This window comes from Ruegeria sp. C2, from assembly GCF_056537765.1.
Map to the genome: position 1 here is coordinate 1113554 of NZ_JBQFRZ010000001.1, position 13752 is coordinate 1127305.

Annotated in this window: 13 protein-coding genes; 6 read left to right on the plus strand and 7 right to left on the minus strand. The window is 61.1% G+C overall.

Annotated features, from left to right (window positions below; genetic code table 11):
* The first annotated feature begins 63 nt into the window (after nucleotides 1-63).
* Nucleotides 64-246 (plus strand): hypothetical protein, encoded by a 183-nt coding sequence (locus ACR0IV_RS05655; protein WP_480469602.1) that lies wholly within the window; start codon nucleotides 64-66, stop codon nucleotides 244-246.
* Between the two features lies 1 nt (nucleotide 247).
* Here the strand turns inward: ACR0IV_RS05655 and ACR0IV_RS05660 are convergent, their stop codons facing one another.
* The 4 genes from ACR0IV_RS05660 to bcoG form a co-directional block, all read right to left on the minus strand.
* Entirely contained in the window at nucleotides 248-1009 is a 762-nt protein-coding gene (locus ACR0IV_RS05660; RefSeq protein ID WP_480657443.1) for an SDR family oxidoreductase, read from the minus strand.
* Nucleotides 1006-2472 (minus strand): carnitine 3-dehydrogenase, encoded by a 1467-nt coding sequence (locus ACR0IV_RS05665; RefSeq protein WP_480657442.1) that lies wholly within the window; start codon nucleotides 2470-2472, stop codon nucleotides 1006-1008. The genes ACR0IV_RS05660 and ACR0IV_RS05665 overlap by 4 nt, the downstream gene beginning before the upstream one ends.
* 8 nt (nucleotides 2473-2480) lie before the next feature.
* Nucleotides 2481-2813: a hypothetical protein gene (locus tag ACR0IV_RS05670; RefSeq protein WP_480657441.1), complete on the minus strand. Its 333-nt coding sequence runs from the start codon at nucleotides 2811-2813 to the stop codon at nucleotides 2481-2483.
* 61 nt (nucleotides 2814-2874) lie between these two features.
* Nucleotides 2875-3789 (minus strand): 3-dehydrocarnitine:acetyl-CoA trimethylamine transferase BcoG, encoded by a 915-nt coding sequence (gene bcoG / locus ACR0IV_RS05675; protein ID WP_480657440.1) that lies wholly within the window; start codon nucleotides 3787-3789, stop codon nucleotides 2875-2877.
* A gap of 131 nt (nucleotides 3790-3920) precedes the next feature.
* On the opposite strand from bcoG, the gene ACR0IV_RS05680 reads away from it, so the two are divergent.
* Nucleotides 3921-4907, plus strand: a complete 987-nt coding sequence (locus ACR0IV_RS05680; RefSeq protein WP_480657439.1) for a GlxA family transcriptional regulator — start codon at nucleotides 3921-3923, stop codon at nucleotides 4905-4907.
* Between the two features lie 76 nt (nucleotides 4908-4983).
* Here ACR0IV_RS05680 and ACR0IV_RS05685 read toward each other — a convergent pair whose 3' ends face one another.
* The 3 genes from ACR0IV_RS05685 to ACR0IV_RS05695 are packed head-to-tail and all read right to left on the minus strand — an operon-like array spanning nucleotide 4984 to nucleotide 7999.
* Entirely contained in the window at nucleotides 4984-6030 is a 1047-nt protein-coding gene (locus tag ACR0IV_RS05685) for an aldo/keto reductase (RefSeq protein WP_480657438.1), read from the minus strand.
* A gap of 27 nt (nucleotides 6031-6057) precedes the next feature.
* Nucleotides 6058-6516, minus strand: coding sequence for a DNA polymerase III subunit chi (locus ACR0IV_RS05690; RefSeq protein WP_480657437.1), 459 nt, complete (start codon nucleotides 6514-6516; stop codon nucleotides 6058-6060).
* Between the two features lie 4 nt (nucleotides 6517-6520).
* The gene (locus tag ACR0IV_RS05695; protein ID WP_480657436.1) at nucleotides 6521-7999 is read right to left on the minus strand and encodes a leucyl aminopeptidase; all 1479 of its coding nucleotides are present in this window, start codon (nucleotides 7997-7999) and stop codon (nucleotides 6521-6523) included.
* A 219-nt stretch (nucleotides 8000-8218) separates the two neighbouring features.
* On the opposite strand from ACR0IV_RS05695, the gene lptG reads away from it, so the two are divergent.
* The 4 genes from lptG to pdxA are packed head-to-tail and all read left to right on the plus strand — an operon-like array spanning nucleotide 8219 to nucleotide 13675.
* The gene (gene lptG, locus ACR0IV_RS05700; RefSeq protein ID WP_480657435.1) at nucleotides 8219-9319 is read left to right on the plus strand and encodes an LPS export ABC transporter permease LptG; all 1101 of its coding nucleotides are present in this window, start codon (nucleotides 8219-8221) and stop codon (nucleotides 9317-9319) included.
* Nucleotides 9319-11478 carry an LPS-assembly protein LptD gene (locus ACR0IV_RS05705; RefSeq protein ID WP_480657434.1) on the plus strand — a complete coding sequence of 720 codons (2160 nt, stop codon included), beginning with the start codon at nucleotides 9319-9321 and terminating at the stop codon, nucleotides 11476-11478. The genes lptG and ACR0IV_RS05705 overlap by 1 nt, the downstream gene beginning before the upstream one ends.
* Complete coding sequence (locus ACR0IV_RS05710) at nucleotides 11469-12713, plus strand: peptidylprolyl isomerase (RefSeq protein WP_480657433.1); 1245 nt, start codon at nucleotides 11469-11471, stop codon at nucleotides 12711-12713. The genes ACR0IV_RS05705 and ACR0IV_RS05710 overlap by 10 nt, the downstream gene beginning before the upstream one ends.
* Nucleotides 12710-13675 carry a 4-hydroxythreonine-4-phosphate dehydrogenase PdxA gene (gene pdxA / locus ACR0IV_RS05715; RefSeq protein WP_480657432.1) on the plus strand — a complete coding sequence of 322 codons (966 nt, stop codon included), beginning with the start codon at nucleotides 12710-12712 and terminating at the stop codon, nucleotides 13673-13675. The genes ACR0IV_RS05710 and pdxA overlap by 4 nt, the downstream gene beginning before the upstream one ends.
* Nucleotides 13676-13752 lie beyond the last annotated feature (77 nt).

Below are 13752 nucleotides of genomic sequence, written 5' to 3' on the forward strand. Positions count from 1 at the left end.
CTGTAGTATAGTCGTCGGGCGCGAACCATCAGACATTCCGATCTGAGATGGAGGATGACAGGAATGGACGCACTCAAAACCGCTGAATACGCACGTGCCCTCTACACCGCCCATGGGGATCGGGCCGAGGCAGAAGCCGCACAGAAGATGCGAGAATGCGAAGCCGCCGGAAACCCGCAGGAGGCGCAGGACTGGCAAGCCGTCCGCAGCGCCATCCGCCAGATCCGGGGGCCAAATCAGGGCTAGATCAAAGCTTCGGGTCGGGATTGACCGTATGACCATCCACAGCGATCACCTGACCCGACACCAGCCGTGCCGCATCTGACGCGAGGAACACGGCCATATTCGCGATGTCCCGAGCCTCGACAAAGCGGCCCATAGACGTGCCCGAAGCATAGCCGTCATAAACCTGATCGCGGGTCATACCCTTGGCTGCGGCCTCGCGTTGCAGCACGCCCTCCATCCGGGGGCCTTCGACTGAGCCGGGGCAGATGACGTTGCAGCGGATGCCATGTGGCCCAAGCTCCATCGCCAGTGTCTTGCCAAGCCCCACCATTCCCCATTTCGCCGCCGCATAAGGCGCACGGTTGGGATATCCGTACTGACCCGCCGTGGACGAGGTGATCAGAACCGCGCCACTGCGTTGGCGTTTCATGATTGGGGCCGCGTATTTGCTACACAGGAACGCGCCCTCAAGATTCACGGAAAGACAGGTTCGCCAATCGGTTAAGGCCACATCCTCAACCGCGGCTGTCGGCCCGGCAATACCGGCATTGGCGCAAAGCACGTCCAACCCATCCCATTCAGTCCTGAGTTCGGCGAACAGAGCTTCAACCGCTGTCTCATCAGATACGTCAAGCTGGTTACGCCTCCAATGCGGCGGGCACTGCGCCAATGCATCCGCATCCAGATCAGCGACCCAGACTTCGGCACCTGCCGCATCGAATGCTTCGGCCATTGCGCGCCCGACGCCCGATGCTCCGGCCGTGATCAGGACCTTGCCGCTCATGCCGGTTTGCGGATCGCCGCCCCTGCACCTTCGGGATAAGGCAACCCGGCATGAGCCTCGGCAATCCGCGCCATCGCAGCCTCGATCTCGGGCGATGGCGCACTGGGGCGACGGGTTTCCAGACTGACATGCAGCAAAAAGCTTTCGCCGGTCGCCAGCAGCGTCTCGCCCGCATACATTTCATGGAACACATGCAACTTCTTGCCCTGCCCCAGCAGCATCTGCGTGCGCACGTCGATCTTTGCGCCTGCGTGGACCTCGTTCATGTAACGGATGTGGTTTTCAGCGGTGAAATAGCTGCCGCCCGATTGGATGTAGTCCATGTCGCAACCGATGATCTCCATGAACCGGTCGGTCGCGGCGGCAAAGGCTTCCAGATACTTCGCCTCGTTCATGTGGCCATTGTAATCGGTCCAGTCCAAGGGAACGGCGCGCGAAAGTGTCAGGATCGGCTGGCTCAAATCCGCCTGATCCAGCGTCGGCAAAGCGCCGGGCTTCAGAGCCGCATCATGCTGGTTCAACACCGCCCCGGCCCCATAATTCTGAGCCTTGAGCGCCCGCATCATACCCACGAGGTTGTTGTCGCGGATGCGCTCCAACTCCCGGATCGAGTGCATGCCGGACTGCGCATCCGACTGATCTGCAATCATATCGACCAGCTCATCGGTGAATTCAGGCACATCCATCAGCTTGGTCCATGGCCATTTGAGCGCAGGCCCAAACTGCGCCATGAAATGCCGCATCCCGGCCTCGCCCCCTGCGACACGATAGGTCTCGAACAGACCCATCTGCGCCCAGCGGATGCCAAAACCCATACGGATCGCCTCGTCAATTTCCTCGGTCGTGGCGATGCCGTCCTTGACCAGCCACAGCGCCTCACGCCAGACGGCCTCCAGGAACCGATCGGCAATATGCGCATCGATTTCCTTCTTGATATGCAGCGGAAAGAAACCCACCGATTTCAGCAGATCCTGCGCAAGCGCCACCATCTCTGGCGGGTTCTTGTCGGTCGGCACCAACTCGATTAGCGGCAACAGATAAACCGGGTTGAACGGATGCGTCACAACGATCTGTTCGGGTCGCAGCGCCCCCTCCTGCAGCTCAGATGGCTTGAACCCGCTGGTTGAGGACCCGATGATCGCACCCGGATCACACGCCTCCTGCAAACCCTTGTATACCTTCAGTTTCAGATCGAGCCTCTCCGGCACGCTTTCCTGAATCCAGACAGCCCCCTGAACGGCATCGGCCAGATCACCGTGAAACGTCAGCGTTCCTTCTGCTGGCAAAGGTACATCGCTCAACCCCGGCAAAGATCGCCGCGCATTGTCCAGAACCTCACCAATCTTGCGCTCGGCCTCGGGGTCCGGATCGAAAACCCGCACGTTCCATCCATTAAGCAAAAACCGAGCGGCCCATCCGCCGCCGATCACGCCACCACCGATAATCGCTGCTGTTTTCGTCATGCTGTCCTCTAATCGATACAAATCACCAGCTCACGCCCCGTTTCATCCAGGTGCGGTATGCACCCGAATTGCGGCGTGACCGCGCTGCATTGTCTTGTTTCCGAAAGGCAGAAGCCTGCACAATCGGTTTCCTTTTCACAGGTGGTGCCAGCGTCCGGCAGGGGCGTGAAACAAACATAGCTTTGCGCCAGACCACCGATCTCATAGGTGCCACCCTGGGCTTCGCATGCCGTTCTCTCTGACTCGACAGGCTTGCCAGTGGTTTCGTCGCCTTCTGGCAGGCACCCGATCAGGGCAATCATACCGGAGGCGACCAACGTCAAAGGCAACAAACGCATCATCTCATTCCTTCTGCCGATGCCCCGGCCTGCCCTTTTCAGCTGTTGGGCGCAAGATGGGTTCTCAGCCCTTGGGTGCCCGCTTCACCAACCCCAGTTTCTCACGAACCTCCTGTGGCCCGATCACCCGCGCACCCATGTTCTCGATGATGGTGCCAGCCCGCTCAACCAGCTGCCAGTTCTCGGCCAGCACGCCCTTGTCCAGCCACAGATTATCCTCGAGCCCCACGCGCACGTTGCCCCCTGCCAGCACGGTCGCCGCGACATAGGCCATCTGGTTCCGCCCCAACGAGAACGCGCTGAACGTCCAGTCATCCGGCACATTGTTGACCATCGCCATAAAAGTGTTCAGATCATCCGGCGCGCCCCACGGCACCCCCATACACAGCTGAACCAGAGCGTTCGGCTCAAGAATCCCTTCTTTCACCAATTGCTTGGCAAACCAGAGATGGCCGGTGTCAAAGGCCTCGATCTCAGGCTTCACGCCCATATCGGTCATCATCTGCCCCATCGCCCGCAGTGCGCCGGGGGTGTTGGTCATGACATAATCGGCTTCGGCAAAGTTCATGGTGCCGCAGTCCAAGGTACAAATCTCCGGCAAACACTCGGCGACGTGCGCGACGCGCTCGGTCGCGCCGATCATGTCGGTCGCCGCCTCGTTCACCGGGAACGGGCTTTCGACACCACCAAACACGATGTCTCCGCCCATCCCGGCGGTCAGGTTCAGAACCACGTCCACCTCGGCATCCCGAATGCGGTCCGTCACCTCTCGGTACAGGCCAAGATCGCGCGACGGCGCACCGGTTTCAGGATCGCGCACATGGCAATGCACGATAGCGGCCCCCGCCTTTGCCGCCGCAATCGCACTATCGGCAATCTGCTGGGGCGAACGTGGCACATGCGGGCTGCGATCCTGCGTCCCGCCCGATCCGGTGACAGCGCAGGTGATGAAGACTTCGCGGTTCATTTCCAGAGGCATGATGTTTTCCCCAAGTTATACCGGCTTGTGCGTCAGGTTTTCCCCAGACTTCTCCCCGGATTCCGATTTGCGTTGCCTGCGACTCTGGCGCAGCCTTGTGGAAACACTTGCCAGAATGCGAATCGAACTTGATGAAATCCGCAAAAAACATACTCCAACCCGAACATCGCGCCCTGAAAACCGCGGTGCTGGTGCTGGATGAGTGCAACACGCTCAGCTTCGCCGCCGCGGTCGACCCGATGCGCGCCGCCAACCGGTTGGCCGATCGCCCTGCGTTTGACTGGGACTATGTCACCGCCACCCAAGACCCGGCGATGTTGACCAGCGCGCTGCAAGTACCGGGCGTTCCGCTGGCTCGGTTGCAAAGCTGCGACCTGATGATCGTCGTGGCCGGGTTCCAACTCGCCCGCCACGCCACGCCCAGCCTGCTGGCAGGTCTGCGCCGCATCGCTGGCACCGGAGCGACCATGGCAGGCATCGATGGCGGCCCCTGGCTGCTGGCCGAGGCCGGTCTGCTCGACGGCCACGCCGCAACCACCCATTGGGAGGATCTGGACAACTTTGCCGCCCGTTTCCCAGCCGTCGACGTGCGCCCCGACCGGTTTACCGTATCCGAAAGCCGCCTGACCTCTGGCGGAGCGGTCCCGGCAATCGACATGATGCTGCACATCATCGCCGCGCGACACGGCGCAGGCTTTGCCGCGCGTGTCTCCGGCCTGTTCCTCTACGACGGCCTTTCCGAGCCCTCAAAGCCCCAAAGCCGCACCGGAGCGCCGCACCGCCACACTGCCCTGACCGCCAAGGCAAACGCGCTGATGGAGGCGTCGCTCGACGACCCGCTCCCCCTCGCCGATATTGCCGACACACTCGGCACCAGCCCGCGCACCCTGCAACAGCAGTTCCGCCTGCGCCTGGACACGACACCGCAGGACCACTACCTGCAACTGCGTCTGGCCGAGGCGCGCCGTCTGGTCACCGACACCAACCTGTCCTTAATGGATGTCGCGCTGGCGACCGGCTTCACGTCCCAATCCAGCTTCGCCCGCGCCTTCCGCACGGCCCACGGCCTCTCAGCCCGCGACCTCAGACAAGACCGCACACAGCCCACCCATCACTGACGGGATCCCTCTTCATCTGGCTAAAAATATCTCGGGGGAGTCGCCAAAGGCGACGGGGGCAGAGCCCCCTTCCACTCTAGTAAGGCATCGGAAACGCCCGATGTGCCGCGCTGATCTCGGCCATCACCTCTGACGACAACACCTGATCCTTGCCCGCCAGGATATGCTCCAGCTGTTCGGTCGTCGTTGCCCCGAAGATCACCGATCCCATGAAGGGGCGGCTCTGACACCAGGCCAACGCCATGTGAATCGGGTCCAGCCCATGACGGGCTGCGATCTCCAGATAGGCCACAACCGCATCAAATACGCGGCCCGTTTTACGCCCGCCCATCTGCGGCACCAATGACATACGCGATCCCTCGGGTACCGCGCCGCCCTGATACTTACCCGTCAGGAATCCCGCTGCCAGCGGCGAAAAGGCCAGCAATCCCACATCTTCATACATGCAAAGCTCGGCCAGATCGGTATCGAACAATCGGCACATCAAAGAATATTCGTTCTGGATCGACGCAACCCGAGGGCCACCGACTTCATCCGAGGCGTGCAGCCATTGCGCCGTGCCCCAGGCACTTTCATTCGACAGACCAAAGGCGCGGATATTGCCCTTTTCGACCTGAGCCTGAAGCGCGTTCAGACAGCCACGCATCTCTTCGACGACCTGAACCGGATCATGCGGACGCGGCTCAAAATCCCAGTTCTGCCGGAACATGTAACTGCCGCGGTTCGGCCAGTGAAACTGATAGAGATCGATACAATCCGTCTGCAACCGCCGGAGCGAACCCTCGATGGCTTCGGGAATGGTCTCATGCGTGATCGGCGCCCCATCGCGCGCATGCATGAACCCCTCGCCCGAATGTTTGGTCGCCAGCACATAATCTCCGCGCCGCGCGCGGTTGGCCGCATTCCAGTTGCCCAGAATTTCTTCGGTCCGCCCCACCGTTTCTTTCGAAATCGGGTTGACCGGGTACATCTCGGCCGCATCGACGAAATTGATCCCGCCCGCCAGCGCCATATCCATCTGACGATGCGCATCGATCTCTGCGGTCTGCGTGCCGAACGTCATCGTGCCCAGACATAGATCTGACACCATTATCCCCGTACGGCCCAAAGGCTTCGTTTTCATCTGAAATCTCCTAAACAAATTGGCCGATCAAGCCTCGGCCTTCTTTTCCCAACGCCCTGATTCTTCTGACCAATACTGTGCCGAGCATCCCGCGCCGGTCAGCGCCTTCCACTGCCCGCGCGCATGTTGAACCGCATCCGGATCATTCCCATCAAACAGAATGCAGACCCGCTCCAGCGCCTGAACCTCATCGGCCTCGACCTGCGCCCCGTCCACTGCCATCACGCAGGTCGCGTCATTGGCAGCCTCTGATCCGGTGGTCAGCAAAATCGGCTGTGCCGCATCGTGCGGGCCACCGACGCGGCCATGTGGCAGGAACCCCTCCTCGGGCCCCAGCCACAATCTTTCATCCAGCCAGTCCATCCGCGCCGGATCAACACCCCGCACGGCGATCCGCCACCCGGCCTGCCGCGCCTTGTCCAGCAGCACGGGCAGAGTGTGCTCCAGCGGCTGACGGGTCAGGTGGTAGAAATAGACGGCCCCCACGGTTTTAGTCTTCCGCGCTCTCGAAATTGTCCTGCACGAACCGGCTCAGCGCACGCACGCCCCAGCCGGTGGCCCCTTTGGGTGCATAAGACGTCTCGGACGAGACCGAGGCCACGCCCGCGATATCGAGGTGAATCCACGGCGTCTCTTCCTTGACGAAACGCTGCAGGAATTGCGCGGCGGTGATTGAACCAGCAGGCCGTCCGCCCACGTTCTTCATATCCGCGATGCGCGATTTCAGCATCTCGTCGTATTTCGGACCCAGAGGCATCCGCCATGCACCCTCATCCTCGGCCTTGGCCGATTTCAGGAAGGCCTCGCAGAACGTGTCATTGTTCGAAAAGACCCCGGCATTCTCATGCCCCAGACCGATGATGATCGCACCGGTCAGGGTGGCCAGATCGATCATGCCCACCGGGTTGAACCGATCCTGCGCGTACCACATCACGTCGCACAAAACCAAACGGCCCTCCGCATCGGTGTTGATGATCTCGACGGTGTCGCCCTTCATCGATTTCACCACATCACCGGGGCGGGTTGCATTGCCCGATGGCATGTTTTCGACCAGCCCGACCAGACCGACAACATTGGCCTTGGCCTTACGCTTGGCCAGCGCGCGCATGGTGCCCGCCACAACGCCAGCGCCGCCCATATCCATGGTCATGTCTTCCATGCCGCCCGCGGGCTTCAGCGAAATCCCCCCGGTATCGAACACAACGCCCTTGCCGACCAGCGCCAGCGGGGCGTCATCCTTGTCGCCGCCGTTCCAATGCATCACCACAACTTTCGAAGGGCTCACCGATCCCTGCCCGACACTCAGCAGTGTACGCATGCCCAACTCGGCCAGCTTGTCTTCTTCCAGAACTTCAACCTTCAGCCCCAGCGCTTCCATCTCGGCCAGACGATTGGCGAATTCTGTGGTCGTCAGCACATTGGCAGGCTCGTTGGTCAGATCACGGGTCATCCGCACACCGTCAGCGACGGCATAAAGCGGCGCGAAGGCCGCCTCGGCCTCATCAGACTTGCCATGCGCGATCACAATTTCGCCAGCGGGGTCCGAGTCCTTGGTTTTGTGGGCATCAAAATCATAGGCGCGCAGCACCATGCCCAGGGCCAGATCCTCGACCCGAACCTGATTGGCCGCCATCACCAGAACCGGTTTACCCGCAGCCAGCTTCATCAGCTTGGCCCCGGCCTTGCGCGCCTCATCACTGTCGGGGCGGCGCGGCAGCACCAGCACGTCCAGGGCAACCGCTTCCATACCCGTAGGCCACGCCATCGGGATTACATCGCCCGATTTGGCCTTTCCGAACCGTTCGCTGTCAACCAGACGCGCAACGGCCCCCTTGGTCAGGCGGTTGGCGCGACGGGCGGCGGGGCTCATCTTGCCGTCCTCCGGGATGATGATCGTGACGCGGCCCTTGGCCGTCGCCATTGCATCCAGATCAACGGGGGTAAAACGGACGGGCATCAGACTGCTCATATCTTTCTCCTGAAAAATGCATTGCCCAAGACCTAGCCCGCACGGTCGCAGTTGACCAGATAGCAGTTTTCCCCGACGGGCATTTGCATTATGGTCGCCCGAAAATAATTGCAGGCCCGGGGGACATAACGTGGCATCATTCGGCAGGCATAGGCTGTCGCGCATCAATCCAGTGCGGCGCGCGATTCTCCAGTGCCGCAATCGGGCGGAGATGCCTGCGTGATCCTCGACCGTTATTTTGCCCGGCGTTTCATCCAGAGTTTTCTCGTGATCGGCGGAATCTTTCTGACCCTGATGATCCTGATCGACCTGATCGAGCAGGTGCGCCGCTTTGACGGGGTCGGCCTGTCCTTCGGGCAGCTTTTGCGACTGACCCTGCTGAACACCCCCACAGCCATCAGTGAGATGCTGCCGCTGTTGATGATCCTTGCGACGATTGCATTGTTCGTAGGCCTCGCGCGCAGCTCGGAACTGGTGGTGACACGCGCCATCGGGCGCTCGGGCATCCGGGCGCTGCTAGCCCCGGTCCTGTTGGCGCTGACCATTGGCGCGCTTGCTGTCTCATTGCTCAATCCAATCGCCGCAGCAACATCCGAGGAGTACCAGCGCCTGTCAGATGACTTTCGCAACAACGGCAGTTCGACCCTGTCCATCAGCCGCGATGGGCTGTGGCTTCGTCAGGGCTCGGCCAGCGGTCAGTCAGTCATCCATGCGCTTGGCACGGTCAATGGCGACCGCTTTTCCTTGCGCGACGTGACGATCACAACGTTTTCCTCGGGCGGCAAACCGACTGAACAAATTTTGGCCCTGCGCGCCGATCTGGAGAACGGCCACTGGGCACTGCATGAGGCCAAGGTCTGGACGATTGCAGACGACCTCAACCCCGAAACCAATGCGATCACACATGAGGTGCTGAATTTGCCGACCACGCTCACCCGTGACCGTATCCTGGATACTCTGGGACAACAGGATTCAGTCTCGGTCTACGACCTGCCACAGTTGATTCGTGATCTGCGCGAGGCTGGATTTTCAACCAAGCAATACGAAGTCTGGCTGCAGGTCCAATTGGCGCGCCCGCTATTTCTGGTCTCGATGGTCCTGATTGGCGCGGCCTTCACCATGCGCCATGTGCGTTTTGGTGGCACTGGCGTCGCGGTGCTGACCGCAGTCCTGCTGGGCTTTGGTATCTATTTCATCCGCAATTTCGCTCAGATTCTGGGGGAAAACGGGCAGCTGCCCATCTTTGTCGCCGCCTGGGCCCCGCCCTTTGCCGGGATCCTGCTGTCGCTGGGTCTGTTGCTGCATGCGGAGGACGGCTGATGCGTGCCCTGCTTCCCCTGCTGCTATCCAGCGCTCTGATCCTGTCACTGCCCGTTGCGACCAGCGCACAGAGTGACGACACCACCCCAACAACCGACGCAGGCGGCCAAGACCAGCCCGCGCTGCTGGTGGCCGATCAGATCTTCATCACCCCCGACCGCAAACTGGTTGCCGAGGGCAATGTGGAAGCCTTTCAAGGCGACGTGAAGCTGACCGCCCAAAGCATCACCTATGACCGCGAGACCGGAGAGCTGACCCTGACCGGTCCGATCCGCATCGATCAGGGCGGCCAATCCACGCTGCTGGCTGATTCCGCGCAACTGGACAGCGGCATTCAGAACGGTCTGCTGACCGGTGCGCGAATGGTGTTTGATCAGCAGGTTCAGATCGCTTCGGTGCAGGCAACCCGTGCCGCTGGACGCTATACGCAGTTCAGCAAGGTGGCAGCCACCTCGTGCCATGTCTGTGCCAATGGCAAACCGCCGCTCTGGCAAATCCGCGCCCGCAAGGTGACCCATGATCAGGTCGAACGGCAGCTTTATTTCGAGGGTGCCCAATTCCGTGTCCTGGACGTGCCGGTATTCTATTTCCCGGCCCTGCGCCTGCCCGACCCGACCCTGGACCGCGCCACCGGGTTTCTTGTGCCGTCGATCCGCACGACTTCGCAGCTCGGAACCGGGTTGCAGGTACCTTATTTCTTCAAGCTTGGCGATCACAAGGACCTGACGGTCACCCCATATGTGTCGTCCAAAACCCGCACACTGGGGCTGCGTTATCGGCAAGCGTTCAAAAACGGCCGAATCCGTCTGCGCGGCGCCTACACCCGGGATGACATCCAACCCAATCAGGATCGCGGCTATTTCTTCGCGGATGGCTATTTCAACCTGCAGAACAGCTATCGCCTGACTTTCGACATCAAAACCACCTCGGATGATGCCTATCTGGCCGATTACGGCCTGCCCGATTTCGACCGTCTGCGCAGCGAGATCGCCCTGGAACGGATCAAACGGGACACCGCGTTCCGCACCAGCTTCATCCACTATGAAACCCTCCGTGACAGCGAAGAGCAGGATGAGATTCCCTCGCGCATTTTCGACATCGACTTCCGCAAGCGCTATTTCCCCAAAGCCATTGGGGGTGAAGTCGCGTTGGCCTTTATCGGGCATACCCATACCCGCACCAGCGATGAGGACATTGTCGGGCGCGACGTCGCCCGCGCGACATTCGATGCCGAATGGTTGCGCAGCTGGACCTTTGCCACAGGTCTGCGCGCCGACGCCCAGCTGGGTGCCGCGATCGATACGTTCAACATCCGCAACGACAGCAACTTTCCCAATGATGTGACCCGCGCCACACCGCGCGCGGCCTTCACTCTGCGCTATCCCATGCAACGGCGCGAGCAAAGCGGCGCCACCCAGATACTGGAGCCCATCGCTCAGATCGGCTGGACTGATGTCTCGGACACGGATGTCCCGAACGACGAAAGCACGTTTCAGGAATTTGATCAGGGCAACCTTCTGTCGCTTTCCCGCTTTCCAGCCGAAGACCGGCGCGAGGACGGAACCACTGCGGTCATCGGCGTGAACTGGGCGCGGTACGCGGCCGATGGCTGGCATGCGCTGGCGACCATCGGACAGGTCTTCCGCGCCGATGCCGACCCGGATTTCACCCTGACCTCGGGCCTGCAAGGTACCAAATCCGACCTGCTGCTGGCAGGGCAGCTGAACAATGGCCGGGGCCTGACCCTTGCGGCACGCGGATTGCTGAACAGCGATTTCAGCTTCACCAAGGCCGAGCTCCGCGCCGCCTGGACCAAGGGTGACACATCGCTGAGCGGCGGCTATGTCTGGCTTGAACCCGATCCGGCCGAGCTCAATAATGATGAAATTTCGGAACTGAGGGTTGCCGGGCGCTATCGGATCGACCAAAACTGGCTGACACGTGCGAGTGCGCGATATGATATCAGCGAATCCGAACCACTCCGTCTGGGCTTCGGGCTGACCTACAGTAACGAATGTGTGCAAGTTAATATGACCGTCAACAGGCGCTTTACCTCGACATCAAGTATTGAGCCTTCGACAGAATTCGGCTTTACCGTAGCCCTGACAGGGTACTCCGTCGAAGGCGAAGGCAAGAAGTTCAAGAAAAGATGCAGCTGATCTCAGGTTTCACCACAATTCTCCGCTCTGGCTGGCGCGCCGCCTTCTTTGCCGTCGCATTGGGTGGCATGACCGCACCGCAGGCTTTCAGTCAAAGCCTGTTCTCACCCGCCATCCGCGTCAATCAGGACATCGTGACCTGGTACGAACTGCAGCAACGGCAGCAATTCCTTGAGTTGCTCGGTGCCCCCGGCAGTTCCGAGGCCGAGGTGCGCGAAGCGATGATTCAGGACCGTCTGCGCAAACAAGCGATGCGTGAGGTCGGAATTCAGGTCGCCCCCGAAGACGTCCAGACCGGAATCGATGAACTCGCCGCTCGGGGCAATCTTGGCAGCGAAGATTTTCTGAGATTGCTCAACGAAGCTGGCGTCTCGCGTGAGACCGTGCGCGATTTCGTCGCCGATCAGCTGTCGTGGCGCGAATATGTCAGCGCGCGCTACCTGTCGCAATCGCGCCCCACCGAAGACGAGATCAACCGCGCCCTCGGGCAAGGTGGCGGTGGCGGCCTTCAGGTTCTGCTATCCGAAATCATCATCCCGGTCACCCCGCAGACGCTGGCACAAGCCGAAGCACTGGCCGATGAGATTTCCCAGCTCACGGATCAGGAAAGTTTCTCGTCAGCCGCTATTCAATATTCCGCTGCCGCCACGCGCGAAGAAGGCGGGCGGCTCGACTGGTTGTCGCTCAGCAATCTGCCTCCCGCGCTGCAACCGGTTATCCTTGGTCTGAAAAACGGAGAGATCACGCAACCTCTGTCGCTCAGCAATGCCGTCGCCCTGTTCCAGATGCGCGGTATCCGCGAGGTTGCCCCCGGCACCCCGAACTATTCCGAGATCGACTACGCCGCCTATTACCTCGCAGGAGGTCGCAGCGCCGAAACACTGGCAGACGCCGCTAAGCTGCGCGAAGAAATCGACACCTGCGATGACCTCTATGGCCTTGCCAAGGATCAACCTGCCGAGGTGCTGGATCGCGTCACCGCCAAACCTTCCGAGATCCCGCGGGATATCGCGCTGGAATTGGCCAAGCTGGACCCGAACGAGGTGTCGACTACGCTGACGCGCAATAACGGTCAGACCCTGGTGTTCCTGATGCTGTGCAACCGCACCCGCAATCTGGGCGAAGAGACCACCCGCGCCGATGTCGCCAACGCATTGACCCAGCAGCGCCTGCAGGCCTTTGCCGATAGTCTGTTGCAACAACTCCGGGCTGACGCCGTCATCATCGAGCAATGACGGCCCCCATCGCCCTCAGCTGCGGTGATCCCGCCGGAATTGGCCCCGAGATCGCAGCCAAGGCATGGAAGGCGCTACGCGACAATTGCCCGTTCTTTTACATCGGCGACGCCGCGCACCTGCCACAGGACACCCCTGTTGCCCGGATAGCCGATCCGTCTGAGGCGCGCGCGGCCAGCGCATCCGCCCTGCCTGTTCTGCAACTGGATTTTCCCGCCCCCAACCGGCCCGGCCATCCCGGCCCGGCCAATGCGCCTTCGGTCATCGATGCCATTGAACAGGGCGTTGCGCTGGTCCAGTCGGGCGCGGCCTCTGCCTTGTGCACCGCACCGATCAACAAAAAGGCCCTGATCGACGGAGCCGGTTTCGCCTATCCGGGCCATACCGAGTTCCTCGCCGCTCTGGCCGGCCGCAAACGCGTTGTGATGATGTTGGCCAGCGATCAGCTGCGCGTCGTCCCGGCCACCATTCACATCCCGCTATCGCAAGTTCCATCGGCGCTCACGCCCGACCTGCTGCGCGACACGATCGAGATCACAGCCCACAGCCTGCAAACCCAATTCGGCATCCCGACCCCCCGGATCGCGATTGCCGGCCTGAACCCGCATGCAGGCGAAGGCGGCAAAATGGGAACCGAGGAGATGGACTGGATCGCGACCCTGTTGTCCGACCTGAGCATCGAAAACACCACACTCACCGGCCCGCACCCGGCGGACACCCTGTTCCATGCCGCCGCACGCGCCAACTATGACGCAGCAATCTGCATGTACCACGATCAGGCCCTGATCCCGATCAAAACGCTGGATTTCGACAAAGGCGTGAACGTCACGCTGGGCCTGCCGTTCATCCGCACCTCCCCCGACCACGGCACGGCACTGGACATCGCCGGTAAGAACATCGCCGCCCCCACCAGCCTGATCGAAGCGCTAAGGCTCGCCCAATCCATGGCCAACACCCGCTAATGCATCATCTGGCCAAAAATATCCCCGCCGGAGGCCAAAATTCTCTGGCGCTCCGCCTCCAACCCACGCAACGGTGA

Bases quoted from the DNA above. Each gene is read 5' to 3' on its own strand.
- ACR0IV_RS05655 (WP_480469602.1), top strand. From the start codon at position 64: ATGGACGCACTCAAAACCGCTGAATACGCACGTGCCCTCTACACCGCC.
- ACR0IV_RS05660 (WP_480657443.1), bottom strand. From the start codon at position 1,009: ATGAGCGGCAAGGTCCTGATCACGGCCGGAGCATCGGGCGTCGGGCGC.
- ACR0IV_RS05665 (WP_480657442.1), bottom strand. From the start codon at position 2,472: ATGACGAAAACAGCAGCGATTATCGGTGGTGGCGTGATCGGCGGCGGA.
- ACR0IV_RS05670 (WP_480657441.1), bottom strand. From the start codon at position 2,813: ATGATGCGTTTGTTGCCTTTGACGTTGGTCGCCTCCGGTATGATTGCC.
- bcoG (WP_480657440.1), bottom strand. From the start codon at position 3,789: ATGCCTCTGGAAATGAACCGCGAAGTCTTCATCACCTGCGCTGTCACC.
- ACR0IV_RS05680 (WP_480657439.1), top strand. From the start codon at position 3,921: ATGAAATCCGCAAAAAACATACTCCAACCCGAACATCGCGCCCTGAAA.
- ACR0IV_RS05685 (WP_480657438.1), bottom strand. From the start codon at position 6,030: ATGAAAACGAAGCCTTTGGGCCGTACGGGGATAATGGTGTCAGATCTA.
- ACR0IV_RS05695 (WP_480657436.1), bottom strand. From the start codon at position 7,999: ATGAGCAGTCTGATGCCCGTCCGTTTTACCCCCGTTGATCTGGATGCA.
- ACR0IV_RS05705 (WP_480657434.1), top strand. From the start codon at position 9,319: ATGCGTGCCCTGCTTCCCCTGCTGCTATCCAGCGCTCTGATCCTGTCA.
- ACR0IV_RS05710 (WP_480657433.1), top strand. From the start codon at position 11,469: ATGCAGCTGATCTCAGGTTTCACCACAATTCTCCGCTCTGGCTGGCGC.
- pdxA (WP_480657432.1), top strand. From the start codon at position 12,710: ATGACGGCCCCCATCGCCCTCAGCTGCGGTGATCCCGCCGGAATTGGC.